This is a genomic window from Serratia sp. CY33802, from assembly GCF_052169095.1.
Taxonomy (GTDB): domain Bacteria; phylum Pseudomonadota; class Gammaproteobacteria; order Enterobacterales; family Enterobacteriaceae; genus Serratia; species Serratia bockelmannii.
The window spans coordinates 20,317-46,532 of sequence record NZ_JBJNLL010000010.1 but is presented as its reverse complement, the minus strand read 5'-3'; the positions used below and the strand labels follow the sequence as shown (position 1 = coordinate 46,532).

Here is a 26,216-nt window from a genome sequence, read left to right as displayed (position 1 = left end):
GGTGATACCTGCCTTATTTTCTTCGTTAGCTGAGTGCCTGCATTTTCTGCCAAACCTCATCGACAGAAACATCTTCACAGTGCCCCGACTCACTCTGCAAAATATGATGGCGGCCAGTCCATGGATGCCAGGACGTTTTATCGGTATCGCCAAAGAACACCACCATGTCCTTATTCAACGCGGCGGCAAGATGCATCTGCCCGCCGTCGCTGCACAGCACCCGGTCGCATAAATCAAACCCGCCCAACAGCTCGCGCACCGACGCCGTCGGATAAAGCGCGACGCGTTCGTTTTGGCACAGCGCCAGCAGCTGTTCGGCGCGCTGCCGATCGCCGATGTCGTCCGGCGCCAGCGTGCCCTGCGGCGACCAGAAGATCAGCACGCCGGTGTGGGGATCGGCGGTCAGACGGTTGATGATTTCGGCATAGCGTTCAACCGGCCAGCGTCTTTTCGGGCTGCGGCTGCTGATATGCACGGCGCATACCCGTTCGACCGACGGTAGACGTTCCTGCAGCCGCTGCACCGCCAATTGCCGCTCTTCCGGCGTCAGGAATACCCGCACCGGCGGGATCGGAATGGCTTGATCGGTGATCGCCGATAAATAGCTGTAGGTGTGTTCGACCTGATGGAGGCCGCGGAAATCGTCCTTGCGGAACGGGCGCTGAATCTCTTTCGTGCCCAGATCGGCACCGATGATATGGGTGGCGCCGGCCATTTTTGCTAAACGCAGGCTGTATTTGCAAGGCACCGGGTTGGCCAGAATGACCGCATCGAACTTTATTTTGCGCAGCTTCAGGAAGATCATCAGACGTTCGAAATAAACGCCCAACGTCGTTTCATTTTTCGCCTTGTGCTTGGCCTTTTTATAGACAAAGACTTTCTCGAGATGAGGGTTGTTTTTAACAACGTCCTGGCTGACTTTATTGATCAGCAGATAAACTTTTGCGTCTGGATAGGCAATTTTCACCCCTTCAATCAAGGGCGTAGTGCAAACAAGATCGCCGATGTTGTCGCGGCGAATAATTAAAATATTCTTCATTCCGAGCCTATCGGCGAAATCGCTCGCCGGTTGTCTGAAACTGACACCCAAGGTTACCAAATTAGCGCCTTTCCCTTCCAGTTATGGTACTATTCCGAATAACCCATATAAATGAAATTGATAGAATGTTGCTGCGTTTATATCAGGTACTACTCTACCTCATCCAACCCCTGATCTGGCTCCGCTTACTGCTGCGCAGCCGCAAAGCTCCAGCCTACCGTAAACGCTGGGCGGAACGCTATGGCTTCTGCGCCGGGAAAGTCGTGCCGGGCGGCATTATGCTGCATTCCGTCTCCGTCGGCGAAACGCTGGCGGCCATCCCGCTGGTGCGGGCGCTGCGCCATCGTTACCCCGCTTTGCCGATAACTGTGACCACAATGACCCCGACAGGTTCAGAACGCGTCCAGTCCGCTTTCGGCAAAGACGTGCATCATGTCTATCTGCCCTACGATCTGCCCGGTTCCATGAACCGCTTCCTCGACCAGGTGAATCCCAAGCTGGTGATCATCATGGAAACCGAGCTATGGCCTAACCTGATCAACGCACTGCATCAGCGGCAAATCCCCCTGGTGATCGCCAATGCGCGCCTGTCGGCTCGCTCCGCCGCTGGCTACAAGAAAATTGGCGGATTCATGCGCGATATGCTGCGCCGCATTACGCTGATCGCCGCACAGAACCAGGAAGACGGCGATCGGTTTATCGAACTGGGCCTGAAACGCTCGCAGCTGGCCGTAACCGGCAGCCTGAAATTCGATATCTCCGTCACCCCGGAGCTGGCCGCCCGCGCCGTTACATTGCGCCGCCAATGGGCGCCGCGCCGCCCGGTGTGGATCGCCACCAGCACCCATGACGGTGAAGAAACCATCCTGCTTGAAGCGCACCGCAAACTGCTGGAAAAACACCCCGACCTGCTGCTGATCCTGGTGCCGCGTCACCCGGAGCGCTTCCCGACCGCCAAAGAGCTGGTGCAGAAGGCCGGCTTCAGCTACACCCTGCGCAGCAGCGGCGAAATCCCGTCCGGCAGCACCCAGGTGGTGATCGGCGATACCATGGGCGAACTGATGCTGCTGTACGGCATCGCCGATCTGGCCTTTGTCGGCGGCAGCCTGGTGGAACGCGGCGGGCACAACCCGCTGGAAGCCGCCGCGCACGCCATCCCGGTGCTGATGGGCCCACATACCTTCAACTTTAAAGACATCTGCGCCAAGCTCTCGCAGGCCGAAGGCCTGATCACCGTGACCGACGTGGATTCGCTGGTGAAGGAAGTGGAAACCCTGTTGACCGACGAAGATTACCGTCGCTACTACGGCCGCCATGCGGTGGAAGTGCTGTATCAGAATCAGGGAGCGTTGCAGCGCCTGCTGCAGCTGCTGGAACCGCACCTGCCGCCCCGGAGTCACTGAATGAGCAGCCGCAAAAGCCTGTCGGTGGTGATGATCGCCAAAAACGAAGCCGGGCTGTTGCCGGACTGCCTGCGCTCTGTCGCCTGGGCCGATGAAATCATCGTGCTGGACTCCGGCAGCGAGGACGACAGCGTCGCCGTCGCCGAAAGTCTGGGCGCCAAAGTCTTCACGCACACCGACTGGCAAGGATTCGGCAAGCAGCGTCAGCTGGCGCAAAGCTACGCCAGTCATGACTACGTTTTGATGATCGACGCCGACGAACGCGTCACCCCCGAGCTGCGGCAATCCATCGAGCGGGTGTTGAACGCACCGGACGACGGCGCCGTCTACAGCTGTGCGCGGCGCAACCTGTTCCTTGGCCGTTTCATGCGCCACAGCGGCTGGTATCCCGACCGCGTCAACCGCCTGTACGCCAACCAACGCTATCGCTATAACGACGATCTGGTGCACGAATCGCTGAACATCGGCGACGCCAAAGTGATCCCCCTCAGCGGCGATATGCTGCACCTGACCTGCCGCGACTTCTTCGCCTTCCAGCGCAAACAGCTGCGCTATGCCGAAGAGTGGGCCACGCAACGCCACCGGGCCGGCAAGCGTTGCGGCTATCTGTCCATCCTGACCCACACGCTCGGTGCCTTCGTCAAAACCTGGCTGCTGCGGGCCGGTTTCCTTGACGGTAAACAGGGGTTGCTGTTAGCGGTGGTCAACGCGCAATATACCTTCAATAAATATGCCGCATTATGGGCATTGGGCCGCAACTACTCAGAGAAGTGAATCATGACCAGCAAAGCCATCTATCCCGGGACCTTCGATCCCATGACCAACGGCCACCTGGATTTAGTGACGCGCGCGTCGCTGATGTTCGATCACGTGATTCTGGCCATCGCCGCCAGCCCGAGCAAAAAGCCGCTGTTCAGCCTGGATGAGCGCGTGGCGCTGGCGACGCAGGTCACCTCGCATCTGGACAATGTGGAAGTGCTGGGTTTCAGCGAGCTGATGGCGCACTTTGCCGCTCACCAGAATGCCAATATCCTGGTGCGCGGCCTGCGGGCGGTGTCTGACTTTGAGTACGAATTGCAGCTGGCGAACATGAACCGCCATTTGATGCCGACGCTGGAAAGCGTGTTCCTGATGCCTTCCGAAGAGTGGTCGTTCATCTCCTCTTCACTGGTGAAAGAGGTCGCGCGTCACGGCGGCGATATCGCGCCTTTCCTGCCTGACGTGGTTACGCAGGCACTGATGGCGAAGCTCGCCGCCGAGTGATGCTCAGCGCTGGCAGCGCCGGCAAAAGAAGGTGCTGCGCTGCCCGTGCTTGGCGGATTCGATCGGCGTGCCGCACGCGCGGCAAGGTTCTCCCGCCCGCCCGTAAACCTGCAACTCCTGCGCGAAATACCCCGGTTTGCCGTCCGACTGCAAAAAGTCGCGCAATGTCGTACCGCCCTGCTCGATGGAGCGCTGCAACACCGCCTTGATGGTCTTCACCAGCCGTTCCGCTTCGGCTTTGCTCAACGATCCCGCCGGACGATCGGGCAGGATCCCGGCGCTGAACAGCGATTCACTGGCGTAAATGTTACCGACGCCGACCACCAGCTTGTTATCCATCAGCCACGGTTTGATCAGCGTGCGCTTATTGCGTGATTTTTCATACAGGTAGTCGCCGTTGAACGCTTCACTCAGCGGTTCCGGCCCCAGATGCGCCAACACGCTGCTGGTCGCCAGGTCTTCGCACCACAGCCAGGCGCCGAAACGGCGCGGATCGGTATAGCGCAGGATCATGCCGTTGCTGATCACCAAATCGACGTGGTCGTGTTTGCCCGCTTCATCTTCGTTCTCCTCGCGCAGCATGCGCAGGCTGCCCGACATGCCCAGGTGCACGATAATCCAACCGTTCTCCAGCTCGATCAGCAGGTATTTGGCTCGGCGCTGCACGCTGAGCACCGGCCTATCGCTCAGCGTCAGGATCTGCTCGGAAACCGGCCAGCGCAGGCGCGCGTTGCGCACCACCGCATACTGAATGCTGTGGCCAACAAGATAAGGCTCTATACCGCGTCTGCTCGTCTCAACTTCCGGTAATTCAGGCATCTGGCTTCCCCTCCGACGTTTTCTACCCTTTATAAAACAAAAAACCCGGCCAAGGCCGGGTTTTTCATTAATCCACTAAAATTATTTAATTTTAGCTTCTTTGTATACTACGTGCTGACGGACAACTGGATCGAATTTCTTCAGTTCCAATTTTTCCGGCTTAGTACGCTTGTTCTTCGTGGTGGTATAGAAGTGACCAGTACCAGCAGAAGAAACCAGCTTGATCTTCTCGCGAACACCTTTAGCCATGATTCAGTTCCTTAATACTTCTCACCACGGGCACGCAGATCGGCCAGAACCGTCTCAATACCCTTCTTATCGATAACACGCATACCTTTAGCAGATACACGCAGAGTTACAAAGCGCTTCTCAGCCTCAACCCAAAAACGGTGTGAGTGCAGGTTAGGCAGAAAACGGCGTTTGGTCGCGTTCATTGCGTGGGAACGGTTGTTACCGCTCACCGGGCGCTTGCCAGTAACTTGGCAGACTCGGGACATGTCTATTCTCCAAAAATCAAATCAGCTCGAGCTTCGTATAGGGTATGGCCGCCTCGTCAGGCTTTTAGAGCCCATCTCAGCAAACTTCATACTGAGGAGACTCTCGTCATCAGGTAGAAACCACACATCAGGTCAGAAACCTGCTGAGATAGGCTCTTGCGCCAAACCCAAGATTCTCAAAGGTGGCGTAGTATACGCTCTGAAGCGTAAGTGCTCAAGTCCCGAACAGCTAAAGATCCCACAAGGATCGCGAAAAAATCGCTTAAAGCCATCCGCGCTCGGCAAAAGAGACGCATTCACCCCGACCGATCACCAAATGATCGAGCACTCGGATCTCCAATAACTGACAGGCTTTCACCACCTGTTCCGTTATCAAACGGTCGGCATGACTGGGTTCAGCCTTACCCGAGGGGTGATTATGCGCGAGAATCAGCGCGGCGGCATTAGCCTTCAACGCTTCACGCACAATTTCTCTCGGGTAGACGACGACGCTGCTGATGGTACCAGCAAACATCTCCTGATGGCGAATAACCCGGTGCTGATTGTCTAAAAACAATACCAAAAAGACCTCTCGCTCGCGATGGGCCAGCAGACTTTGCAGATAATGCTGGGTGACGCGCGGATTGAGCATGGCGTTTTCCTGCGACAAATGGCTGGAAAAGAAGCGCAGCGCCAGCTCGGCAATCGCCTGCAGCTGCGTATAGCTGGCATCCCCCAGGCCTTTTTGGCTACAAAAAGCCTGATGATCGGCCGACATCAGGTGATAAAGCGAGCCGAACCGGCGCAGCAGCTGCTCCGCCAGCTGCATCACGTGCACGCCGGGCAATCCGGTGCGCAAGAAAATGGCCAACAGCTCTGCGTCGGACAGCGCCGCCGCCCCCTGCATCAACAGCTTTTCACGCGGCGCCAGCGCGCCCGGCCAGCACGCCACAATCGGGTTGCTCATCGTGTTCCTCCCTGAAAGGGCTACAGCATGCCATGTGCTGCCCGGCGCGTTCGACAGGTGTTTGATAACATTGCGAAGTGTTTCGCAAAGCACAATGTAACGCCCTGCAGCCATTGCGGAATCACTCACCTGAACGGCGGATATGCTAAAATGGCGCATCTTTCGGCTTTCAATCGGACAATGATGATGACGGGACTTTCCGGCAAACATATTGTGCTTGGCATCAGCGGCGGCATCGCCGCCTACAAATGCCCAGAGCTGGTGCGCCGCCTGCGCGACAGGGGTGCAGAAGTGCGCGTGGTGATGACCCACGCCGCCAAGGCGTTCATTACGCCACTGACGCTGCAGGCCGTTTCCGGCTACCCGGTGTCCGACGATCTGTTGGATCCCGCCGCCGAAGCCGCCATGGGCCACATCGAACTGGGCAAGTGGGCGGATCTGGTGATTCTGGCGCCGGCGACCGCCGATCTGCTGGCGCGCGTCGCCGCCGGCATGGCCAACGATCTGCTGACTACCGTCTGCCTGGCGACCGACGCCCCTATCGCCGCCGCCCCCGCCATGAACCAGCAGATGTATCGCGCCGCCGCCACGCAGGCCAACCTGCAAACGCTGCAGACGCGCGGCATGCTGCTCTGGGGGCCGGACAGCGGCAGCCAGGCCTGCGGCGACGTCGGCCCGGGCCGCATGCTGGATCCGCTGGACATCGTCGACCTGGCGAACGCGCATTTCTCCGCCCCGCAGGATCTGCAACATTTGCAGGTTATGATCACCGCCGGCCCAACGCGTGAAGCGCTGGATCCGGTACGTTTCATCAGCAATCACAGCTCCGGCAAAATGGGCTTCGCCATCGCCCGCGCCGCCGCCGTCCGCGGCGCGCAGGTGACGCTGATCGCCGGGCCGGTCAGCCTGCCGACGCCGCCATCGGTCACCCGAGTGGACGTCACCAGCGCGCTGGAGATGGAGCAGGCGGTGCAACAGCGCGCGGCGCAGCAGCAGATTTTCATCTCCTGCGCCGCCGTGGCCGACTACCGCCCCGAGCAGATCGCCGATGAAAAAATAAAAAAACAGGGTGATGAAATCGTCCTCAAGATGGTAAAAAACCCCGATATCGTCGCCGGCGTGGCCGCGATGACCAAAAATCGACCGTTTGTCGTGGGGTTTGCCGCCGAAACCCAGAATGTGGAAGAATACGCGCGGCAAAAACTGGCGCGTAAGAAGCTGGATTTGATTTGCGCTAACGATGTATCGCTTGCAGAGCACGGGTTCAACAGCGACACCAATGCCCTGCACCTTTTTTGGCGGGATGGAGAAAAGCGCCTGGCGCTGAGCGACAAGGCACTCCTTGGCCAACGTTTAATAGACGAGATAGTCAGCCGTTATGATGAAAAAAATCGACGTTAAGATCCTCGACCCGCGTATCGGTCAGGATTTCCCGCTACCGACCTACGCCACGCCGGGCTCCGCCGGTCTCGACCTGCGCGCCTGCCTGGACAGCGCGGTAGAGCTGGCGCCGGGTGAAACCACGCTGCTGCCCACCGGCCTCGCGATCCACATCGCCGACGCCGGCCTGGCGGCAGTGATCCTGCCGCGCTCCGGCCTGGGCCATAAGCACGGCGTCGTGCTGGGCAACCTGGTCGGCCTGATCGACTCCGATTACCAGGGCCAGCTGATGGTGTCCGTTTGGAACCGCGGCCAGAAGCACTTCACCATCGAGCCGGGCGAACGCATCGCGCAGATGGTCTTCGTGCCGGTGGTGCAGGCCGAATTCAACCTGGTGGAAGAGTTCGACAGTAGCGAGCGCGGCGAAGGCGGCTTCGGCCACTCGGGGCGCCACTAAGCGCCACCCAATGCACGATGGCCGGCAGGGAAACGTCGCCTGAACCTTGCCTTTCCGGGGAGAAGGATGTCTCTGCGGCAAGGTTTTACCGCGACAATTGCAGCGCACACCAGGCAGCGCGGAAAAAGGCCGTTAAGGCCGCTGACCCCAGCATCGTAAAAAAGCTATCACATAAGCCGCACAGAGCCTGCTCTGCAGCGGCCGGTGCCCGGGTTTCCGTCAGTTAAGTTTTAGCAAGGGTCTAATCAGACATGGCAGAAAAAGAAAATACGAAAAGGAATCGGCGCGAGGAAATATTGCAGGCGTTAGCCCAGATGCTGGAATCCAGCGACGGCAGCCAGCGCATTACCACCGCCAAGCTCGCCGCGAACGTGGGTGTTTCTGAAGCTGCGCTGTACCGGCATTTCCCCAGCAAGACACGGATGTTCGACAGTCTGATCGAGTTTATCGAAGACAGCCTGATCACCCGCATCAACCTGATCTTGCAGGACGAGAAAGAGACGTTTAATCGTCTGCGCCTGATTTTACTGCTGATTCTGGGCTTTGCGGAACGTAACCCGGGGCTGACGCGCATCATGACCGGCCACGCGCTGATGTTTGAACAGGATCGCCTGCAGGGCCGCATCAACCAGCTGTTCGAACGCATCGAGGCGCAGCTGCGTCAGGTGCTGAAAGAGCGCAAATTGCGCGAAGGCAAAGGCTTCATCGTCGATGAAACGCTGTTGGCCAGCCAACTGCTGGCCTTCTGCGAAGGCATGTTGTCGCGCTATGTGCGTTCGGAATTCCGCTATCGTCCAACGCAGGAATTCGACGCCCGCTGGCCGCTATTGGCGGCACAGCTGCAATAACGAAAACGCCGGGCATGCCCGGCGTTTTTATTTATACCCCGTACTGCTCGCGGTAAGCGCGCACCGCCGCCAGGTGGTCCGCCATTTCCGGTTTCTCTTCCAGATAAGCGATCAGGTCCTTCAGCGTCACGATCGAAATCACCTTGCAGTGATAGTCGCGTTCCACTTCCTGAATGGCGGAGATATCCGCGCGGCCGCGTTCCTGACGGTCGAGGGAGATCAGCACCCCCGCCAGCGAAGCGCCGCTGGCGCCGATGATTTCCATCGACTCGCGGATCGCGGTGCCGGCGGTGATCACATCATCCACCAGCATCACACGCCCCTGCAGCGGGCTGCCGACCAGCGAACCACCCTCGCCGTGGGTCTTGGCTTCCTTGCGGTTAAAGCAGTAAGGCACGTCGCGCTCATGGTGTTCCGCCAGCGCAACCGCCGTGGTGGTGGCGATAGGAATGCCTTTATAGGCCGGGCCAAACAGCAGATCGAAATCGATGCCGGAGTCCATCAGGGCTTCGGCGTAGAAGCGCCCCAACAGCGCAAGATCGCGCCCGGTATTAAACAGGCCGGCGTTGAAGAAATACGGGCTGGTGCGGCCGGATTTCAGGGTGAACTCGCCGAATTTCAATACCTGCTTGTTAAGCGCGAACTCGATAAACTGGCGCTGATAGGCTTTCATTACTGCTTCTCCTCGTCTGAATCTGCTTGGGTCTTGTCATTACTGCCGCCCGATCGTCGGGCATAAAAAAGGCGACTTCTCAGTCGCCTTAAAAAATCAGTCCGCCAGCGCCGCTTTCTGCGCCTGGAAGATGGTTTCGATGCCCCCTCGGGCCAGCGCCAATAGCGCCAACAGCTCATCGTGGCTGAACGGCTCGCCTTCGGCGGTGCCCTGCACTTCAATCATGCGGCCGTCTTCCATCATCACCACGTTCATGTCGGTTTCCGCCGCGGAATCTTCCACATACTCCAGATCGCACAGCGCTTCGCCGTTGACGATGCCGACGGAAACCGCCGCTACCATGCCCTTCATCGGGTTGGCTTTCAGCTTGCCGTTGGTCACCAGGGTGTTCAGCGCATCGGCCAGCGCCACGCAGGCGCCGGAGATGGAGGCGGTGCGGGTACCGCCGTCGGCCTGCAGTACGTCGCAGTCGAGGGTGATGGTGAATTCACCGAGCTTTTTCAGATCCACCGCGGCGCGCAGCGAGCGCGCGATCAGGCGCTGGATCTCCAGCGTGCGGCCACCTTGTTTGCCTTTGGCGGCTTCACGTGCGTTGCGGCTGTGGGTGGAGCGCGGCAGCATGCCATACTCGGCGGTGATCCAACCTTGCCCCTGGCCTTTCAGGAAGCGCGGAACGCCCTCTTCTACCGTGGCGGTGCACAAGACTTTGGTATCGCCAAACTCAACCAGCACTGAGCCTTCAGCGTGTTTGGTATAGTGACGGGTCAGTGTCAGGGGGCGAACTTGCTGTGGTGCTCTGCCTGCAGGACGCATGGGCTCTCTCCGGCTTCAAATCAACTATTGGCTGCGCATTATACGGGCTTCGTGACGTAATGCCTATCCTGCCCGCAGTCGCGACGCTATAATCGCCCCATCTTTTCCTATTACGGGTACGCATCAATGATCCGCAGCATGACCGCCTACGCCCGGCGTGAAATCAAGGGTGAATGGGGCAGCGCAGCCTGGGAGCTGCGTTCCGTTAACCAGCGCTACTTAGAAACCTACATCCGTCTGCCGGAGCAATTCCGCAGCCTGGAGCCGGTGATCCGTGAACGTATCCGTGGCCGCCTGACCCGCGGCAAAGTCGAATGCAACCTGCGTTTCGAACTGGATCCAAGCGCGCAAAGCTCGCTGATCCTGAACGAAAAACTGGCCAAACAGCTGGTCGAAGCCGCCAACTGGGTGAAAATGCAGAGCGACGAAGGGGAAATCAACCCGATCGACGTGCTGCGCTGGCCGGGCGTGATGTCCGCGCAGGAGCAGGATCTGGACGCCATCAGCGTCGAGCTGATGCAGGCGCTGGACGGCGCGCTGGATGACTTTATCGTCGCACGCGAGAGCGAAGGCGCCGCGCTGAAGACGCTGATCGAACAACGCCTCGACGGCGTCAGCGCCGAAGTGGTCAAAGTGCGCGCCCAGATGCCGAACATCCTGCAATGGCAGCGCGAGCGCCTGGTCAGCAAGCTGGAAGAGGCGCAGGTACAGCTGGAAAACACCCGCCTGGAGCAAGAGCTGGTGCTGATGGCGCAGCGTATCGACGTCGCCGAAGAGCTGGACCGTCTGGAAGCGCACGTGAAAGAGACGCACAACATCCTGAAAAAGAAAGAAGCCGTCGGCCGCCGCCTCGACTTTATGATGCAGGAGTTCAACCGCGAATCGAACACCCTGGCCTCCAAGTCGATCAATGCCGACGTCACTGCTTCCGCCATCGAGCTGAAAGTGCTGATCGAGCAAATGCGCGAGCAGATCCAGAATATCGAGTGATCCTGCCCCTTATGTCATCAAGCCCGCGCCACGCGGGCTTTTTTATGGCTGCAAATCAGCGATAGGCGGCCGCCTGCTCCTCACCGATCAACCCCATTTTCTGCAGCTGCACCGCAATGCTCCAGGTTGAGCGCTCGAACTCATCGCTCAGCGCTTCCAGCGTCGCCCCGGCCGCATGGCTCTCGCGCAGCCGCAGTTTTTCCTCTTCCGGCCAGGGGAAGTAGGCATTGGCAGGTCGGCCCTCGACCAGATTCTTCTGCCGTTTCTCCTCCGGCGTCAACCGGGCTTTTTTCTGCAGTTCGGCCTCACCTCCAAACTCGTTGGCTAACGCGAACAGCAGCCGGATAGCCTCCGGTGCGCAGGCCGCTGAAGCCGGTTTCAACAGCTCGCCGGTGTCGGGATTAACGCCGTTGGCCAGCGCCCTGAGCAAAGTGCCAATATTCATCGTTCGCCTCCTTGTCCGAGAAAATGCGCGCCGGTCACGGCGCCTGTTCCAAACATGTTTCTCTTCCTCAGCCAAGAAAACCACGCTTTACGTCGGGAAAAATCGCCGATTGCGAACCAAATTCCAGGCGTTTGCACATAAGTAACGGGGATTACATCAAGTTGCGAGCCGGCAGGCCTCTGGGGAGACGGCTCACCGGGGGCTTATGAAAAACTGCCGAGCAGCGCGTGCGGATGACAATCGGCAAGATATCCCGCATGCCATAAGTATTTTGTTCTAATTATCACGCAAGGTAATGAAAGGATGGCGATGCTGTGGCTAAATGTGTTTTTTTCCTGCCCGTGAACCGTACGGACCGTTTATGCCACAAATTCTGCAATTTATTATGGCCCTGGTGGTGATCATCGCCCTGGCGCTGCTGGTCAGCAATAATCGCAAGAAAATCCGCCTGCGCTATATCATCCAGCTGTTGGTGATCGAAGGCGCGCTAGCCTATTTCTTCCTGCACTCCGCCAGCGGGCTCAGCGTGATCAAACACGTCGCCGGCTTCTTCGACACCCTGCTCGCCTACGCAGCCCAAGGATCGGAGTTCGTGTTCGGCGGCATGAGCAAGGATGGTCTGGCGTTCATCTTCCTCGGCGTTTTGTGCCCTATCATCTTTATTTCCGCCCTGATCGGCATTTTGCAGCATTTCCGCATCCTGCCGCTGATCATCCGCCTGGTCGGCACCCTGCTGTCCAAGGTCAACGGCATGGGCAAGCTGGAATCGTTCAACGCCGTCAGCACGCTGGTGCTGGGGCAGTCGGAGAACTTTATCGCCTATAAAGGCATCATCGGCGATATATCGCCGCGCCGCATGTACACCATGGCCGCGACCGCCATGTCGACGGTTTCGCTCTCCATCGTCGGCGCCTACATGTCGATGATCGACGCGCAGTACGTGGTGGCGGCGTTGATCCTTAATATGTTCAGCACCTTCATCATCCTGTCGATCATCAACCCGTATCAGGTTGAAGACGAGCCGGAGCTGAAGCTGAACAAACTGCATGAAGATCAGAGCTTCTTCGAAATGTTGGGCGAGTACATTCTGGCCGGCTTCAAGATTGCGATGATCATCGCGGCGATGCTGATCGGCTTTATCGCGCTGATCTCCGCCGTCAATGCACTGTTCTCTGCGGTGCTCGGCATCAGCTTCCAGCAGATCCTCGGCTACGTGTTCTATCCGCTGGCCTGGCTGATCGGCATCCCGGCGGAAGAGGCCCTGAAGGCGGGCAGCATCATGGCGACCAAACTGGTAGCCAACGAATTCGTGGCGATGATTGAACTGAAGAAGATCGCGGCGGAGCTGTCGCCGCGCGGGCTGGGCATTCTGTCGGTGTTCCTGGTGTCGTTCGCCAACTTCGCCTCCATCGGCATCGTCGCCGGCGCCATCAAAGGACTGAACGAGCAGCAAGGCAACGTGGTGTCCCGTTTTGGCCTGAAGCTGGTTTACGGCTCGACGCTGGTGAGCCTGTTGTCGGCGGCCATCGCCGGCCTGGTGCTGTAATCCCCACTCCCGGCCGCAGGGCCGGGAGTTCGTTTTAAAACGCCACGCACACCGGCGCATCCACCCGCATTACCGAATCCTGCGCGAACTGCTGCTTATAGCCGCTGCGCAGCGCCTCGATATTCGCCTCGCTCTCTTTGCCCTGCGCATGAATCAGCAGCAGCGCCTTGCTGTTCTCGCGCGCCAGCTTGCCGTCGTGACCCAGCCACTGTCCTTTGGCATCAAAGACCGTCAGCCCGTCTTTAAAACGCGGCGTCACCTGGCTATCAACGAAGGTTTGCCACTCGGCGGCGGTGATCGCCGGCCCCGCAGGGCGGTTCAGGCCGAAGTAGAGCGTTGTTTGCATCATCGGATCGCCGGTACGGCAAGCCGGGATGGGTGACACAGCCTGGTGGCCTGGCGCCACGCAGCCGCTCAGCAACAGGGCGGCCACCACGGCGCCGGCGGCCAGTTTCGGGGGGTTTTTCATCTGCAGTCTCGGTTTCTCGGTTGAAGGATTAGCTGCAAAAAGCATAGTCAGCGATGGAAACCAGCGCGAAATTTCTAATGCTTTTATTAACAGCAAGATGTTAAAAAAGGCTGGTTATCGGCAATAAAAACGGAGTTTGGATTAGCTAAATTAATCCGAAACGCCATCAGTGAAAAAAACTCAGTGGCGCGCGTCCTCGGCGGCGATTACCCTGCCGGCCATCATTCTGAGGCAAGTACGCTGTGAACCCCTTATGTTACTGAGCATCCTTTATATCATCGGCATCACCGCCGAAGCCATGACCGGCGCGCTGGCCGCCGGCCGCCGTCAAATGGACATGTTCGGCGTGATCATCATCGCCTCTGTCACCGCAATCGGCGGCGGGTCGGTGCGCGATATGTTGCTCGGGCATTTTCCGTTGGGCTGGGTCAAACACCCGGAATACATCGTCATCGTCGCGATAGCGGCGATCGTCACCACCTGGGTGGCTCCTCTGATGCGCCATCTGCGCCGCCTGTTCCTGGTGCTCGACGCCGTCGGCCTGATCGTCTTCTCCATCATCGGCGCGCAGGTGGCCCTGGATATGAGGCACAGCGCCATTATCGCCGCCATCGCCGCGGTGATCACCGGCGTCTTCGGCGGGGTGCTGCGCGATATGTTCTGCAACCGCATCCCGCTGGTTTTCCAGAAAGAGATCTACGCCGGCATCTCCTTCAGCGCCGCCTGGCTGTATATCGGCCTGCAGCACCTCAGCCTGCCGCACAATCTGGTGGTGATCCTCACCTTGGTCGCCGGCCTGAGCGCGCGTCTTATCGCCCTGCGCTTCCGCCTCGGCCTGCCGGTGTTCAACTACCAGCATCCGGATCACTGATCTCGGGGCGGCAACGCGCCGCCGCCGAGGCCAAAACTGCAAAAATGTCGCCCTTCGACGCGCAAATTCGCCCTTTCGACGCTTTTTCCACGCAAAGCCGCGGGCAAAATGCGAGCTAACGCTGCACCCGGCGCGTTAGCCGTGTATACTGTGCGGAGAAAATACACATCCGCTGTTTTTGGCATATCAACCGTTATCAACGAACATCATCATGGCTCAAGGCACGCTTTATATTGTCTCTGCTCCCAGTGGCGCAGGTAAATCAAGTCTGATTCAGGCTTTGTTAAAGACGCAACCGCTGTACGACACGCAGGTTTCGGTTTCGCACACCACGCGCGACAGTCGCCCGGGTGAAAATCACGGCGAGCATTATTTCTTCGTCTCGAAAGACGAATTCCGCCGGATGATCGAGCAGGACGCGTTTCTTGAGCACGCCGAAGTGTTCGGCAACTATTACGGCACTTCGCGCGCCGCCATCGAACAAGTCTTGTCGACCGGCGTGGATGTGTTTCTGGATATCGACTGGCAGGGCGCGCAGCAAATCCGCGCCAAAATGCCGCAGGCGCGCAGCATCTTCATTCTGCCGCCGTCGAAGGAAGAACTGGGCCGCCGCCTGCGCGGGCGCGGGCAGGATTCCGAAGAGGTGATCGCCAAACGCATGGCTCAGGCCGTGGCGGAAATGACGCATTACGCGGAGTACGATTACCTGATCGTGAACGATGATTTCGATCTGGCGCTGTCCGATCTGAAGACCATCATTCGCGCCGAACGCCTGCGTTTGGGCCGCCAATTGCTGCGGCATGACGCTTTAATCAGCAAACTATTGGCAGACTGAAGGCAGTTTCAGTATCATGCCCAGTCTTTTCGTCACCTGTGGAGTAGCACAAATATGGCACGCGTAACTGTTCAAGACGCTGTAGAGAAAATTGGTAACCGTTTTGACCTGGTGTTGGTCGCTGCTCGTCGGGCGCGTCAGATCCAGACCGGCGGCAAAGATGCACTGGTTCCGGAAGAGAACGACAAGTACACCGTTATCGCCCTGCGCGAAATCGAAGAAGGCCTGATCACCAGCCAGATCCTCGACGTGCGTGAGCGCCAGGAACAGCAAGAGCAGGAAGCCGCAGAGATTCAAGCGGTTACCGCGATTGCTGAAGGTCGTCGTTAATTAGACTGCGAGTCCGCCTTGTACCTGTTTGAAAGCCTGAATCTGCTGATTCAACGTTACCTGCCCGAGGAGCAGATTAAGCGCCTCAAACAGGCATACCTCGTCGCGCGCGACGCGCACGAGGGCCAGACACGCTCCAGCGGTGAGCCCTACATTACTCACCCGGTCGCCGTGGCCTGCATCCTGGCGGAAATGCGTCTCGATCACGAGACGCTGATGGCGGCGTTGCTGCACGACGTCATCGAAGACACCCCAGCCACCTATCAAGATATGGAACAGCTGTTCGGCAAGAGCGTCGCCGAACTGGTTGAGGGCGTCTCCAAGCTCGACAAGCTGAAGTTCCAGGACAAGAAAGAAGCGCAGGCGGAAAACTTCCGCAAGATGATCATGGCGATGGTGCAGGATATCCGCGTCGTGCTGATCAAGCTGGCCGACCGTACGCACAACATGCGCACCCTCGGTTCGCTGCGCCCCGACAAACGCCGGCGCATCGCGCGTGAAACCCTGGAAATCTACAGCCCCCTCGCCCACCGTCTGGGTATTCATCACCTGAAAACCGAGCTGGAAGAGCTGGGCTTCGAGGCGCTGTACCCAAACCGTTATCGCGTGATCAAGGAAGTGGTGAAAGCCGCGCGCGGCAACCGCAAAGAGATGATTCAAAAAATCCTCTCCGAGATCGAAGGGCGGCTGACCGAGGCCGGCATCGCCTGCCGCGTCAGCGGAAGGGAAAAACACCTCTACTCCATCTACCTCAAGATGCACCTGAAAGAACAGCGTTTCCATTCCATCATGGATATCTACGCGTTCCGGGTGATCGTGAAAGAGGTCGATACCTGCTACCGCGTACTCGGCCAAGTGCACAGCCTGTATAAACCGCGCCCGGGGCGGGTGAAAGATTACATCGCCATTCCCAAGGCCAACGGCTATCAATCGCTCCATACCTCGCTGATCGGCCCGCACGGCGTACCGGTCGAAGTGCAGATCCGCACCGAAGACATGGACCAGATGGCTGAGATGGGGGTGGCCGCGCACTGGGCTTACAAGGAAAGAGAACAGGGCGAAACCGGCACCACGGCGCAGATCCGCGCCCAACGCTGGATGCAAAGCCTGCTGGAGCTGCAGCAAAGCGCTGGCAGTTCGTTTGAATTTATCGAGAGCGTCAAATCCGATCTGTTCCCGGATGAGATTTACGTTTTCACCCCGGAAGGTCGCATAGTCGAGCTGCCCGCCGGCGCCACGCCGGTCGACTTCGCCTATGCGGTGCATACCGATATCGGCCATGCCTGCGTCGGCGCGCGCGTCGATCGTCAGCCATACCCGCTGTCGCAGTCGCTGACCAGCGGCCAGACCGTCGAGATCATCACCGCACCGGGCGCGCGGCCCAACGCCGCCTGGCTGAACTTCGTGGTCAGCTCGAAAGCACGTGCCAAAATTCGCCAGATGTTGAAGAACCTCAAGCGCGACGACTCCGTCGGCCTCGGCCGCCGACTGCTCAACCATGCGTTGGGCGGTAGCCGCAAGCTGGCCGAAATCCCGCAGGAAAACATTCAGCACGAGCTGGACCGCATGAAGCTGGCGACGCTGGACGATCTGCTGGCGGAAATCGGCCTCGGCAACGCCATGAGCGTGGTGGTGGCGAAGAATCTGCAGGGCGATCAGTCCAGCCTGGGCACCACCTCCGGCGTGCGTAACCTGGCCATCAAGGGCGCCGACGGCGTGTTGATCACCTTCGCCAAGTGCTGCCGTCCGATTCCGGGCGACCCGATTATCGCTCACGTCAGCCCGGGCAAAGGGCTGGTGATCCACCATGAATCTTGCCGCAATATTCGCGGCTATCAGAAAGAGCCTGAGAAGTTCATGGCGGTCGAGTGGGATAAAGAGACCGAGCAGGAGTTCATCGCCGAGATCAAGGTGGATATGTTTAACCACCAGGGCGCGCTGGCCAACCTGACGGCAGCGATCAACGCGGCCGAGTCCAATATTCAGAGCCTGAACACCGAAGAGAAAGACGGTCGGGTTTATAGCGCCTTTATCCGCTTGACCACCCGCGATCGCATCCATTTGGCAAACATTATGCGTAAAATCCGTATCATGCCGGATGTGATCAAAGTTAACCGCAACCGAAACTAGCGCTTATGAGTCCTGAACGCTATGCGCGGATTTGTGAAATGCTCGCGACCCGGCAGCCGGATTTGACGGTCTGCCTGGAGCAAGTGCACAAGCCGCATAACGTCTCCGCCATTATCCGCACCGCCGACGCCGTCGGCGTGCATCAGGTCCACGCCGTGTGGCCCACCACCCGCATGCGCACCCTGGTTTCCTCCGCCGCCGGCAGCAACAGCTGGGTCAGCGTTAAAACCCATCCCACCATCGGCGACGCGGTCGGTCACCTGAAAGCGCAGGGCATGCAAATTCTGGCCACCAACCTGTCTGCGCGCGCGGTCGATTTCCGCGAAGTGGACTACACTCGGCCAACCTGCGTGCTGCTCGGCCAGGAAAAAACCGGCATCACCGAAGAAGCGCTGGCGCTCGCCGACCAGGACATCGTCATTCCGATGATCGGCATGGTGCAATCGCTCAACGTCTCCGTGGCTTCGGCGCTGATCCTGTATGAAGCGCAGCGCCAGCGGCAGAATGCCGGCCTGTATCGCCGCGACAACAGCATGTTGGATGAAGAAGAGCAGCAGCGTCTGCTGTTCGAAGGCGGCTACCCGGTGCTGGCCAACGTGGCCAAGCGCAAAGGGCTGCCACGCCCGCAGATTGACGAGCAGGGCCAGGTGGTCGCCAGCGCCGAATGGTGGGCGGCCATGCAGGCGACGGTGCGCAAATGAAAGGCCGCCTGCTGGATGCTGTCCCACTCACCACGCTTTCCGGGGTTGGCGCCAGCCAGGCGGGCAAACTGGCCAAGCTTGGCCTCGAGACCATTCAGGATCTGCTGCTGCACCTGCCGCTGCGCTACGAAGACCGTACCCGCCTCTACCCGATCAACGATCTGCTGCCGGGCATCTACGCCACGGTAGAAGGGGAAGTGCTGCGCAGCGACATCAGCTTCGGCCGCCGTCGCATGCTGACCTGCCAGATCAGCGACGGTACCGGCATCCTCACCATGCGGTTCTTCAATTTCAACGCCGCAATGAAGAACAGCCTGGCCACCGGCCGCCGCGTGACCGCCTACGGCGAGATCAAACGCGGCAACCACGGCGCGGAGATCATTCATCCGGAATACCGTATTCAGGGCGAAGCCAGCGAGGTCGAGCTGCAGGAGTCGCTGACGCCGGTCTACCCCACCACCGAGGGGGTGCGGCAGGCCACGCTGCGCAAGCTGACCGACCAGGCGCTGGCGCTGCTGGATACCTGCGCCATCGCCGAACTGCTGCCGCCGGAGCTGAGCGGCGGCCTGATGAGCCTGCCGCAGGCGCTGCACACCCTGCATCGCCCGCCGCCGGACATTCAGCTGGCGGATCTGGAACTGGGCAAACACCCGGCGCAAAAACGCCTGATCCTCGAAGAGCTGCTGGCGCATAACCTCAGCATGCTGGCGGTGCGCGCCGGCGCGCAGAGTTATCAGGCGCAACCGCTGCTGCCGGACGATCGGCTGAAAAACCGTTTTCTCGCACAGTTGCCGTTCTCGCCGACCGGCGCGCAAACGCGCGTGGTGGCCGACATCGAAGCCGACATGCAAAAAGACTTCCCGATGATGCGGCTGGTACAGGGCGACGTCGGTTCCGGCAAAACGCTGGTGGCGGCGCTGGCGGCGCTGCGCGCCATCGCGCACGGCAAGCAGGTGGCGCTGATGGCGCCGACCGAGCTGCTGGCCGAACAGCATGCCAACAACTTCCGCCAGTGGTTCGAACCGCTGGGGCTGCAGGTCGGCTGGCTGGCGGGCAAACAGAAAGGCAAGGCGCGCATCGCGCAGCAGGAAGCCATCGCCAGCGGCCAGGTATCGATGGTGGTCGGTACCCATGCCATCTTCCAGGAGCAGGTGCAGTTCAACGGCCTGGCGCTGGTGATCATTGATGAGCAGCACCGCTTCGGGGTGCATCAGCGGCTGGCGCTGTGGGAGAAAGGCGAAGAGCAAGGCTTCCACGCCCATCAGCTGATCATGACCGCCACGCCGATCCCGCGCACGCTGGCGATGACCGCCTATGCCGATCTCGATACCTCGGTCATCGACGAGCTGCCGCCGGGCCGCACGCCGGTGACCACCGTCGCCATTCCCGATACCCGCCGCGCCGACATCATTCAACGGGTGAAAAGCGCCTGTCTGGAAGAAGGACGGCAGGCTTACTGGGTATGTACGCTGATCGAAGAGTCCGAGCTGCTGGAAGCGCAGGCGGCGGAAGCCACCTGGGAAGAATTGAAAGCCGCGCTGCCGGAGCTGAAGGTGGCGCTGGTGCACGGCCGCATGAAAGCGCAGGAAAAGCAGGCGGTGATGCAGGCGTTTAAACAGGGCAAGCTGCAGCTGTTGGTCGCCACCACGGTGATCGAGGTCGGCGTCGACGTGCCCAACGCCAGCCTGATGATCATCGAAAACCCGGAACGGCTGGGCCTGGCGCAGCTGCACCAGCTGCGCGGCCGCGTAGGGCGCGGCGCGGTGGCTTCACACTGCGTGCTGCTGTACAAAACGCCGCTGAGCAAAACCGCGCAAACGCGCCTGCAGGTGCTGCGCGACAGCAACGACGGCTTTGTCATCGCCCAGCGCGATCTGGAGATCCGCGGCCCGGGCGAGCTGCTGGGCACCCGCCAGACCGGCAGCGCCGAATTCAAGGTGGCGGACCTGTTGCGCGACCAGGCGATGATCCCCGAAGTGCAACGCGTCGCCCGCCATCTCCATCAGCACTACCCGGAACACGCCCAGGCGCTGATCGAACGCTGGCTGCCGGAGAAGGCGCGCTACTCCAACGCATAAAAAAGGGCGCCGCAGGCGCCCTTCTCATGATGACTCGCGATATTACCCCACCGCCGGGAACACCGGCAGCAGCAGATACAGCTTGATAACGATGGCGTTGGCGATATCGATAAAGAACGCTCCCACCATCGGCACCACCAGAAACGCCAGATGCGACGGGCCGAAGCGATCGGTGATCGCCTGCATGTTGGCGATCGCCGTCGGCGTGGCGCCCATGCCGAAACCACAGTGGCCGGCGGCCAGCACCGCCGCGTCGTAGTTCTTGCCCATCACCCGGTAGGTAACAAAGATCGCGTACAGCGCCATCACCAGCGTCTGCACCGCCAGGATCGCCAGCATCGGTAACGCCAGCGAAGCCAGCTCCCACAGGCGCAGGCTCATCAACGCCATCGCCAGGAACAGCGACAGGCTGACATTACCCAGCACCGATACCGCCCGTTCGAACACGGTATAGAAACCGGTGAAGGCCAGCGTGTTGCTGAGGATCACCCCGACGAACAGCACGCAAACGAAGTTAGGCAGCTCAAACACCGTACCGTTCAGCAAGCCGGCAATCAGCTGCCCCAGGCTCAGACAGATGGCGATCATGGCGATGGTTTCGATCATCACCAGCGAGGTGATCAGGCGGCCGCTTTCCGGCTTCTCGAAACCGCTCGGCTGCACGCTGTCTTCCGGCGTGCCTTCCGGCGTAGAGGAGTGTTTGACCAGATAGCGCGCCACCGGGCCGCCGATCAGGCCGCCCAGCACCAGGCCGAAGGTGGCACAGGCCATGGCGACTTCCGTCGCGTTTTCAAAGCCGTAGCGCTCGATGAACAGCTTGCTCCAGGCCGCCCCGGTGCCGTGGCCGCCCGACAGGGTGATCGACCCGGCGATCAGGCCCATCAACGGATCCAACCCCAGCATTTTCGCCATGCCGATGCCGATGGCGTTCTGCACCAACAGCAGCCCCAGCACCACGAACAGGAATACCATCAGCGCCTTGCCGCCGGCGCGCAACCGCGCCAGGTTGGCATTCAGCCCGATAGTGGCGAAAAAGGCCAGCATCAGCGGATCCTTCAGCGACATGTCAAAGCTGATTTCCCAGTTGGCGAACTTTTTCAGGGCTAACAACAGAAGGGCCACCAGCAAACCGCCGGCGACGGGGGCAGGAATGGTATATTTTCGCAGCAGAGGAATGCTTCTGACGCACTTGCCCCCGAGGAGCAAAACCAGCGTCGCGGCGACTAACGTGCCATAAGTATCAAGATGAAACATCCAGGTACTCCATGTAAGGGAAAAGATCCAAATAAAAATAATAAGTTATAGAAAACCACTGAGTTTTTAAACTTGATGAGTCCAGGATTAGAAGTAAAAAACGCTAAGATGACAAGAAAAAATGAATGAAAATGCGACATAAACAGGAAAGTTGACAATATAATATTTAGGCGCAACCGTTTGCTTTTGCGGGGCGGCGCATTAAAATGCCTGCTTTGCCGTATCTGGAAACGCCACACCATGAGCATGTCATCCTCCGAGCTTGATGCCACACGCCAAGCCGCCTCAGAATCCCGCGCCAGCGAACTGATTTATCGCCTCGAAGACCGCCCGCCGCTGCCGCAAACGCTGTTTGCCGCCGGCCAGCATCTGTTGGCGATGTTCGTTGCGGTGATCACTCCGGCGCTGCTGATCTGCCAGGCGCTGGGCCTGCCGGCGCAGGATACCCAGCACATCATCAGCATGTCGCTGTTCGCCTCCGGCCTGGCTTCCATTCTGCAAATCAAAACCTGGGGGCCGGTGGGTTCCGGGCTACTGTCGATTCAGGGCACCAGCTTCAACTTCGTTTCGCCGCTGATCATGGGCGGTCTGGCGCTGAAAAACGGCGGCGCCGACGTGCCGACCATGATGGCCGCGCTGTTCGGCACCCTGATGGTCGCTTCTTGCACCGAAATTTTGCTGTCGCGCGTGCTGCATCTGGCGCGCCGCATCATCACCCCGCTGGTTTCCGGCATCGTGGTGATGATCATTGGCCTGTCGCTGATTCAGGTCGGTTTGACCTCGATCGGCGGCGGTTATGCCGCGATGAACGATCACAGCTTCGGCTCACCGAAAAACCTGCTGCTGGCCGGCGCGGTGCTGACGGTCATCATCCTGCTGAACCGCCAGCGCAACCCTTACCTGCGCGTCGCTTCATTGGTGATCGCCATGGCGGTCGGCTATCTGTTGGCTTGGGCGATGGACATGCTGCCCGCCGACGCTCCGGCGGCACCCACGGCGGCGATCACTATTCCCACGCCGCTCTATTACGGCCTGGGCTTCGACTGGAACTTGCTGCTGCCGCTGATGCTGATCTTTATGGTCACCTCGCTGGAAACCATCGGCGACATCACCGCCACCTCTGATGTCTCCGAACAGCCGGTCAGCGGGCCGCTGTACATGAAGCGTCTAAAAGGGGGCGTACTGGCCAACGGCCTGAACTCGATGCTGTCGGCGGTGTTCAATACCTTCCCCAACTCCTGCTTCGGCCAGAACAACGGCGTGATCCAGCTGACCGGCGTCGCCAGCCGCTATGTCGGCTTTGTGGTGGCGCTGATGCTGATCGCGCTGGGGCTGTTCCCGGCGGTAGCCGGCTTCGTGCAGCACATCCCCGAGCCGGTACTGGGCGGTGCGACCATCGTGATGTTCGGCACCATCGCCGCCTCCGGCGTGCGCATCGTGTCACGCGAGCGCCTGAACCGCCGCGCCATCATGATCATGGCGCTGTCGCTGGCCGTCGGCATGGGCGTCTCCCAGCAGCCGCTGATCCTGCAGTTCGCGCCGGACTGGCTGAAAACCCTGCTCTCTTCCGGCATCGCCGCCGGCGGCATTACCGCCATCGTGCTGAACCTGGTGTTCCCGCAGGAACACGAGAAAAAGTAACCCGCCCATTGGCGTTCAAACGGCCGCTTGCGGCCGTTTTTTATTGTCTATCAGACCATTGCCCTTGAGATGCCCGGCCAATTGCGGCATAAACAGGGTATCTTTTTTGACCGATGCGGATGTAGACGATGAAATTTATCGGAAAGCTGTTGCTGACGTTGCTGCTGCTGATCGTGCTGGCGGTGGTGGTGCTGTACCTGGTCGGGCAAACTCGCTGGGCGGCAGGCCGCCTGAGTGCCTGGATCAGCGACAACAGCGAATACCGCCTGTCGATAGGAAAAATCACCCATTCGTGGAGCCAACCGGACCAGATCGGTCTGGAAGACGTGCAGCTGGCGCGCAGCGGCCAGCCGCAGGCGCTGGTTGCCAAACGCGTCGATCTCGGCCTCAGCCTGCGCCAAATCACCGAGCCGCGCTATTTTCACAGCGTCACGCTGCGCGACGGCACGCTGAACGTGCAGCCACAGGCGGCGGCGTTGCCTGTACAGGCCGACGTGCTGCAGTTGAGCAACATGGCGCTGCAGTCCAACGATAACGAGTGGCAGCTCAACGCGCAGCAGGTCACTGCCGGCATCACGCCGTGGCGCCCGCTGGCCGGCCATCTGCTGGGGGACAACAACCAGTTTCAGTTCAGCGCCGGTTCGATGACGCTGAACGGCATCCCCGCCTCGAAGGTGTTGGTGCAGGGGGAGCAAAAGCAGGGCCAACTGCTGTTGAACAACTTCGGCGCCGATCTGGCGCAGGGCGACCTGACCGGCGTGGCCAGCCGCGCCGCCGATGGCAGCTGGCGGGTGGATCGCCTGCGGCTGAGCGGCGTGCGCCTGCAGACCCCGTTGACGCTGGCAGAATTCATGCAGCGCTTTACCACTCTGCCGCCGGTCACCCTCAAGCGTTTCGATCTTATCGACGCGCGCCTGGAAGGCAAGGCATGGGCGGTTAACGATCTCGATTTGTCGCTGCAAAACGTCAGCGTCGAAAAAGGCGACTGGCGCAGCGAAGACGGCTCGCTCAACTTCAACGCCAGCGACGTGATCAACGGCGGTTTCCACCTGATCGATCCGATCGCCACCCTACGGCTCTCTTCCGCCGGCATCGCCATTCAGCAATTCACCACCCGCTGGGAAGGCGGGCTGCTGCGCACCTCCGGCAACTGGCTGCGCGCCGGCAAACGCCTGCAGCTGGATGAAGTGGCCATGGCGGCGCTAGAGTACACCCTGCCGATAGACTGGCGCGAGCTGTGGCTGAAACCGCTGCCGGGCTGGCTGGCGGAGGTGTACGTCACCAAGCTGACCACCAACCGCAATCTGATCATCGATATCAACCCGGCATTCCCATTCCAGATCACCGCGCTGGACGGTTACGGCAGCAACCTGCTGCTGGCGCGCGACCACCAGTTGGGCATTTGGTCCGGTTCGCTAAACCTGAACGGCAGCGAGGCCACCTTCAACAAAATCGACGTGCGGCGCCCTTCGCTGGCGCTGAACGCCGACGGCAACCAGATCACCGTCACCGAGCTCAGCGCCTTTATGCCCAATGGGTTGCTGGAGGCCAAAGCGACCGTCGATCAGCTGCCGGGCAAGCCGTTCCAGCTGATGCTGCACGGCCGTTCGGTACCGATCAATACCTTGCAGCAATGGGGATGGCAGCCGGTGCCGCTGACGGGCGACGGCAACCTTGAGCTGCAGTTGAAAGGGCTGCTGAACAGCGACGGGCCGTTCAAGGCCTCATTGAAAGGCAATCTGCAGGCCACCGCCGGCGACGGCCAAGCGGTGAACCAACAACTGCCGTAATGCACTGCGCGGCCCGCCCTCAGGGCAGGGCCGCCACCCTACTCTTCCAGCGCTTCAGAGCCACCCTGATCCAGCGGCACATCCGGCTCAGCCGGCAACACCATGTAGGTGCCTTCGAATACCGCGCCCTTATCCTCGTCGCCGAACAGATGCACTTCGGCGTGCACGCGCGCGCGGCGGCCGCGCGCCAGACGCGCCAAATCGCCGCTCAGCGAGCCCAGATCCGCCACCGCACGCGGCCTGCCGGTAATCGGTTTGCTGTAGCGAATGTGCGCGTCCGCCAGAATGATGGTGCCGCCGAGATGGCGCTCGCGCAGCAGCAGCCAAATCAGCCCCCAGGCGGTCAGCGTCGCCAGCGAGAACAGGCTGCCGGCGAACAGCGTGTGGTGCGGATTCTGGTTGCCGATCTCCGGCATGGTGGTGACGAAGCGCTGGCCGGTGTATTGGCTGATGCGCACGCCCATCTTTTCGCTCAGCGGAATGTGTTCATACCAGGCCTGCTGCAATTGGCCGCACCAATCAGGGCGATGCAGGATATCGTCCAGCGTCGCCACCGGTTTGATCATTAAAAAGTGACGGATCGGGGTGGTCTGCGGCGCGGTGATCTCGCCCTGATTGACGAAGCCCAGCTTGGCGAAGAAATCCACCGCGTCTTCACGGGCGCTGCACACCACCCGCTTCACGCCTTCCTGCCGTGCGACGGACTCCAGCGTTATCGCCACCAGCGTTCCCAACCCTTTATCCTGCAACGTCGGGTCTACCGCTAGAAAACGGATCGCCGCCTCGTTGTCGGCATTGATATACAGCCGCCCGATGGCGACAATTTTACCGGCCTCGTCCACCACCATTTGGTGATGGGCCATGGCGTCATAGGCATCCTTTTCCGAACCCACCGGCTGGTGCAGCGGCTTGCGCAGCATTTCCCAGCGAAACTGGTAATACTCCTTCAGTTCTTGCTCTGTTACGGGTACTCGTAGGTGATACATAGACGCCTGTTC

At 59.9% G+C, this 26,216-nt stretch carries 27 protein-coding genes; 16 read left to right on the top strand and 11 right to left on the bottom strand.

Annotated features, from left to right (window positions below; genetic code table 11):
* Positions 1–25 precede the first annotated feature (25 nt).
* Positions 26–1,039: a glycosyltransferase family 9 protein gene (locus ACJ8HA_RS22090; RefSeq protein ID WP_043141040.1), complete on the bottom strand. Its 1,014-nt coding sequence runs from the start codon at positions 1,037–1,039 to the stop codon at positions 26–28.
* A 125-nt stretch (positions 1,040–1,164) separates the two neighbouring features.
* On the opposite strand from ACJ8HA_RS22090, the gene waaA reads away from it, so the two are divergent.
* From waaA to coaD, 3 genes are read left to right on the top strand one after another with little or no spacing between them, the layout of a single operon-like run.
* A complete protein-coding gene (waaA, locus tag ACJ8HA_RS22085) occupies positions 1,165–2,442 on the top strand; it encodes a lipid IV(A) 3-deoxy-D-manno-octulosonic acid transferase (RefSeq protein ID WP_025304695.1) in 1,278 nt (425 codons plus the stop codon).
* Positions 2,443–3,216, top strand: a complete 774-nt coding sequence (locus tag ACJ8HA_RS22080; protein ID WP_025304696.1) for a glycosyltransferase family 2 protein — start codon at positions 2,443–2,445, stop codon at positions 3,214–3,216.
* A gap of 3 nt (positions 3,217–3,219) precedes the next feature.
* Positions 3,220–3,705 (top strand): pantetheine-phosphate adenylyltransferase, encoded by a 486-nt coding sequence (coaD, locus tag ACJ8HA_RS22075; protein ID WP_004931181.1) that lies wholly within the window; start codon positions 3,220–3,222, stop codon positions 3,703–3,705.
* 3 nt (positions 3,706–3,708) lie between these two features.
* Here the strand turns inward: coaD and mutM are convergent, their stop codons facing one another.
* The 4 genes from mutM to radC all read right to left on the bottom strand — a co-directional run bounded on the left by mutM (position 3,709) and on the right by radC (position 5,967).
* Positions 3,709–4,524, bottom strand: coding sequence for a bifunctional DNA-formamidopyrimidine glycosylase/DNA-(apurinic or apyrimidinic site) lyase (gene mutM / locus ACJ8HA_RS22070; RefSeq protein ID WP_025304697.1), 816 nt, complete (start codon positions 4,522–4,524; stop codon positions 3,709–3,711).
* Between the two features lie 81 nt (positions 4,525–4,605).
* Positions 4,606–4,773: a 50S ribosomal protein L33 gene (gene rpmG / locus ACJ8HA_RS22065; protein ID WP_002442576.1), complete on the bottom strand. Its 168-nt coding sequence runs from the start codon at positions 4,771–4,773 to the stop codon at positions 4,606–4,608.
* Positions 4,774–4,784: 11 nt separating this feature from the next.
* Positions 4,785–5,021 carry a 50S ribosomal protein L28 gene (gene rpmB, locus ACJ8HA_RS22060; protein ID WP_004931195.1) on the bottom strand — a complete coding sequence of 79 codons (237 nt, stop codon included), beginning with the start codon at positions 5,019–5,021 and terminating at the stop codon, positions 4,785–4,787.
* Positions 5,022–5,283: 262 nt separating this feature from the next.
* Positions 5,284–5,967, bottom strand: coding sequence for a RadC family protein (radC, locus tag ACJ8HA_RS22055; protein WP_025304698.1), 684 nt, complete (start codon positions 5,965–5,967; stop codon positions 5,284–5,286).
* 183 nt (positions 5,968–6,150) lie between these two features.
* Between radC and coaBC the strand changes: the two genes are divergently transcribed.
* The 3 genes from coaBC (at position 6,151) to slmA (ending at position 8,652) form a co-directional block, all read left to right on the top strand.
* Positions 6,151–7,368, top strand: a complete 1,218-nt coding sequence (coaBC, locus tag ACJ8HA_RS22050; RefSeq protein WP_442515518.1) for a bifunctional phosphopantothenoylcysteine decarboxylase/phosphopantothenate--cysteine ligase CoaBC — start codon at positions 6,151–6,153, stop codon at positions 7,366–7,368.
* A complete protein-coding gene (dut, locus tag ACJ8HA_RS22045; protein ID WP_016929680.1) occupies positions 7,346–7,804 on the top strand; it encodes a dUTP diphosphatase in 459 nt (152 codons plus the stop codon). The genes coaBC and dut overlap by 23 nt, the downstream gene beginning before the upstream one ends.
* 251 nt (positions 7,805–8,055) lie before the next feature.
* Positions 8,056–8,652, top strand: coding sequence for a nucleoid occlusion factor SlmA (gene slmA, locus ACJ8HA_RS22040; RefSeq protein ID WP_025304700.1), 597 nt, complete (start codon positions 8,056–8,058; stop codon positions 8,650–8,652).
* 31 nt (positions 8,653–8,683) lie between these two features.
* Here the strand turns inward: slmA and pyrE are convergent, their stop codons facing one another.
* Positions 8,684–9,325: an orotate phosphoribosyltransferase gene (pyrE, locus tag ACJ8HA_RS22035; protein ID WP_004931204.1), complete on the bottom strand. Its 642-nt coding sequence runs from the start codon at positions 9,323–9,325 to the stop codon at positions 8,684–8,686.
* 96 nt (positions 9,326–9,421) lie between these two features.
* Positions 9,422–10,138, bottom strand: a complete 717-nt coding sequence (rph, locus tag ACJ8HA_RS22030; protein ID WP_442515517.1) for a ribonuclease PH — start codon at positions 10,136–10,138, stop codon at positions 9,422–9,424.
* Between the two features lie 126 nt (positions 10,139–10,264).
* Here rph and ACJ8HA_RS22025 point away from each other — a divergent pair, with 126 nt between their 5' ends.
* Positions 10,265–11,128 carry a YicC/YloC family endoribonuclease gene (locus ACJ8HA_RS22025; RefSeq protein WP_025304701.1) on the top strand — a complete coding sequence of 288 codons (864 nt, stop codon included), beginning with the start codon at positions 10,265–10,267 and terminating at the stop codon, positions 11,126–11,128.
* A gap of 55 nt (positions 11,129–11,183) precedes the next feature.
* Here ACJ8HA_RS22025 and ACJ8HA_RS22020 read toward each other — a convergent pair whose 3' ends face one another.
* A complete protein-coding gene (locus tag ACJ8HA_RS22020) occupies positions 11,184–11,573 on the bottom strand; it encodes a hypothetical protein (RefSeq protein ID WP_060448513.1) in 390 nt (129 codons plus the stop codon).
* 361 nt (positions 11,574–11,934) lie between these two features.
* Here ACJ8HA_RS22020 and ACJ8HA_RS22015 point away from each other — a divergent pair, with 361 nt between their 5' ends.
* Positions 11,935–13,119, top strand: a complete 1,185-nt coding sequence (locus ACJ8HA_RS22015; RefSeq protein ID WP_004931212.1) for a NupC/NupG family nucleoside CNT transporter — start codon at positions 11,935–11,937, stop codon at positions 13,117–13,119.
* A gap of 34 nt (positions 13,120–13,153) precedes the next feature.
* On the opposite strand, the gene ACJ8HA_RS22010 is transcribed toward ACJ8HA_RS22015, so the two are convergent.
* Positions 13,154–13,588, bottom strand: coding sequence for a DUF3574 domain-containing protein (locus tag ACJ8HA_RS22010; RefSeq protein WP_049209087.1), 435 nt, complete (start codon positions 13,586–13,588; stop codon positions 13,154–13,156).
* A 253-nt stretch (positions 13,589–13,841) separates the two neighbouring features.
* On the opposite strand from ACJ8HA_RS22010, the gene ACJ8HA_RS22005 reads away from it, so the two are divergent.
* The 6 genes from ACJ8HA_RS22005 to recG all read left to right on the top strand — a co-directional run bounded on the left by ACJ8HA_RS22005 (position 13,842) and on the right by recG (position 20,533).
* Positions 13,842–14,459, top strand: coding sequence for a trimeric intracellular cation channel family protein (locus tag ACJ8HA_RS22005; protein WP_442515516.1), 618 nt, complete (start codon positions 13,842–13,844; stop codon positions 14,457–14,459).
* Between the two features lie 211 nt (positions 14,460–14,670).
* Complete coding sequence (gene gmk / locus ACJ8HA_RS22000) at positions 14,671–15,294, top strand: guanylate kinase (protein WP_033636481.1); 624 nt, start codon at positions 14,671–14,673, stop codon at positions 15,292–15,294.
* Positions 15,295–15,348: 54 nt separating this feature from the next.
* Positions 15,349–15,624 carry a DNA-directed RNA polymerase subunit omega gene (rpoZ, locus tag ACJ8HA_RS21995; RefSeq protein WP_004931221.1) on the top strand — a complete coding sequence of 92 codons (276 nt, stop codon included), beginning with the start codon at positions 15,349–15,351 and terminating at the stop codon, positions 15,622–15,624.
* An 18-nt stretch (positions 15,625–15,642) separates the two neighbouring features.
* Entirely contained in the window at positions 15,643–17,754 is a 2,112-nt protein-coding gene (gene spoT, locus ACJ8HA_RS21990; RefSeq protein WP_015379445.1) for a bifunctional GTP diphosphokinase/guanosine-3',5'-bis pyrophosphate 3'-pyrophosphohydrolase, read from the top strand.
* Positions 17,755–17,759: 5 nt separating this feature from the next.
* Positions 17,760–18,455 (top strand): tRNA (guanosine(18)-2'-O)-methyltransferase TrmH, encoded by a 696-nt coding sequence (gene trmH / locus ACJ8HA_RS21985; RefSeq protein WP_033639122.1) that lies wholly within the window; start codon positions 17,760–17,762, stop codon positions 18,453–18,455.
* The gene (gene recG, locus ACJ8HA_RS21980) at positions 18,452–20,533 is read left to right on the top strand and encodes an ATP-dependent DNA helicase RecG (RefSeq protein ID WP_089196366.1); all 2,082 of its coding nucleotides are present in this window, start codon (positions 18,452–18,454) and stop codon (positions 20,531–20,533) included. The genes trmH and recG overlap by 4 nt, the downstream gene beginning before the upstream one ends.
* Positions 20,534–20,575: 42 nt before the next feature.
* On the opposite strand, the gene gltS is transcribed toward recG, so the two are convergent.
* Positions 20,576–21,787 carry a sodium/glutamate symporter gene (gene gltS / locus ACJ8HA_RS21975; protein ID WP_025304708.1) on the bottom strand — a complete coding sequence of 404 codons (1,212 nt, stop codon included), beginning with the start codon at positions 21,785–21,787 and terminating at the stop codon, positions 20,576–20,578.
* Positions 21,788–22,027: 240 nt separating this feature from the next.
* Between gltS and ACJ8HA_RS21970 the strand changes: the two genes are divergently transcribed.
* Together ACJ8HA_RS21970 and ACJ8HA_RS21965 are read left to right on the top strand one after the other, a co-directional pair.
* The gene (locus tag ACJ8HA_RS21970; protein ID WP_442515515.1) at positions 22,028–23,428 is read left to right on the top strand and encodes a nucleobase:cation symporter-2 family protein; all 1,401 of its coding nucleotides are present in this window, start codon (positions 22,028–22,030) and stop codon (positions 23,426–23,428) included.
* A 128-nt stretch (positions 23,429–23,556) separates the two neighbouring features.
* Entirely contained in the window at positions 23,557–25,218 is a 1,662-nt protein-coding gene (locus ACJ8HA_RS21965; protein ID WP_442515514.1) for an AsmA family protein, read from the top strand.
* Positions 25,219–25,256: 38 nt separating this feature from the next.
* Here ACJ8HA_RS21965 and fabY read toward each other — a convergent pair whose 3' ends face one another.
* Entirely contained in the window at positions 25,257–26,204 is a 948-nt protein-coding gene (gene fabY / locus ACJ8HA_RS21960; protein WP_025304711.1) for a fatty acid biosynthesis protein FabY, read from the bottom strand.
* Positions 26,205–26,216 lie beyond the last annotated feature (12 nt).

Bases quoted from the DNA above. Each gene is read 5' to 3' on its own strand.
- coaBC (WP_442515518.1), top strand. From the start codon at position 6,151: ATGATGACGGGACTTTCCGGCAAACATATTGTGCTTGGCATCAGCGGC.
- ACJ8HA_RS22080 (WP_025304696.1), top strand. From the start codon at position 2,443: ATGAGCAGCCGCAAAAGCCTGTCGGTGGTGATGATCGCCAAAAACGAA.
- gmk (WP_033636481.1), top strand. From the start codon at position 14,671: ATGGCTCAAGGCACGCTTTATATTGTCTCTGCTCCCAGTGGCGCAGGT.
- rpmG (WP_002442576.1), bottom strand. From the start codon at position 4,773: ATGGCTAAAGGTGTTCGCGAGAAGATCAAGCTGGTTTCTTCTGCTGGT.
- ACJ8HA_RS22010 (WP_049209087.1), bottom strand. From the start codon at position 13,588: ATGAAAAACCCCCCGAAACTGGCCGCCGGCGCCGTGGTGGCCGCCCTG.
- pyrE (WP_004931204.1), bottom strand. From the start codon at position 9,325: ATGAAAGCCTATCAGCGCCAGTTTATCGAGTTCGCGCTTAACAAGCAG.
- mutM (WP_025304697.1), bottom strand. From the start codon at position 4,524: ATGCCTGAATTACCGGAAGTTGAGACGAGCAGACGCGGTATAGAGCCT.
- ACJ8HA_RS22005 (WP_442515516.1), top strand. From the start codon at position 13,842: ATGTTACTGAGCATCCTTTATATCATCGGCATCACCGCCGAAGCCATG.
- ACJ8HA_RS21965 (WP_442515514.1), top strand. From the start codon at position 23,557: ATGAAATTTATCGGAAAGCTGTTGCTGACGTTGCTGCTGCTGATCGTG.
- ACJ8HA_RS22020 (WP_060448513.1), bottom strand. From the start codon at position 11,573: ATGAATATTGGCACTTTGCTCAGGGCGCTGGCCAACGGCGTTAATCCC.
- fabY (WP_025304711.1), bottom strand. From the start codon at position 26,204: ATGTATCACCTACGAGTACCCGTAACAGAGCAAGAACTGAAGGAGTAT.
- waaA (WP_025304695.1), top strand. From the start codon at position 1,165: ATGTTGCTGCGTTTATATCAGGTACTACTCTACCTCATCCAACCCCTG.
- dut (WP_016929680.1), top strand. From the start codon at position 7,346: ATGATGAAAAAAATCGACGTTAAGATCCTCGACCCGCGTATCGGTCAG.
- rpoZ (WP_004931221.1), top strand. From the start codon at position 15,349: ATGGCACGCGTAACTGTTCAAGACGCTGTAGAGAAAATTGGTAACCGT.
- gltS (WP_025304708.1), bottom strand. From the start codon at position 21,787: ATGTTTCATCTTGATACTTATGGCACGTTAGTCGCCGCGACGCTGGTT.
- recG (WP_089196366.1), top strand. From the start codon at position 18,452: ATGAAAGGCCGCCTGCTGGATGCTGTCCCACTCACCACGCTTTCCGGG.
- trmH (WP_033639122.1), top strand. From the start codon at position 17,760: ATGAGTCCTGAACGCTATGCGCGGATTTGTGAAATGCTCGCGACCCGG.
- radC (WP_025304698.1), bottom strand. From the start codon at position 5,967: ATGAGCAACCCGATTGTGGCGTGCTGGCCGGGCGCGCTGGCGCCGCGT.
- ACJ8HA_RS22090 (WP_043141040.1), bottom strand. From the start codon at position 1,039: ATGAAGAATATTTTAATTATTCGCCGCGACAACATCGGCGATCTTGTT.
- rpmB (WP_004931195.1), bottom strand. From the start codon at position 5,021: ATGTCCCGAGTCTGCCAAGTTACTGGCAAGCGCCCGGTGAGCGGTAAC.
- ACJ8HA_RS22015 (WP_004931212.1), top strand. From the start codon at position 11,935: ATGCCACAAATTCTGCAATTTATTATGGCCCTGGTGGTGATCATCGCC.
- ACJ8HA_RS22025 (WP_025304701.1), top strand. From the start codon at position 10,265: ATGATCCGCAGCATGACCGCCTACGCCCGGCGTGAAATCAAGGGTGAA.
- ACJ8HA_RS21970 (WP_442515515.1), top strand. From the start codon at position 22,028: ATGAGCATGTCATCCTCCGAGCTTGATGCCACACGCCAAGCCGCCTCA.
- rph (WP_442515517.1), bottom strand. From the start codon at position 10,138: ATGCGTCCTGCAGGCAGAGCACCACAGCAAGTTCGCCCCCTGACACTG.
- coaD (WP_004931181.1), top strand. From the start codon at position 3,220: ATGACCAGCAAAGCCATCTATCCCGGGACCTTCGATCCCATGACCAAC.
- slmA (WP_025304700.1), top strand. From the start codon at position 8,056: ATGGCAGAAAAAGAAAATACGAAAAGGAATCGGCGCGAGGAAATATTG.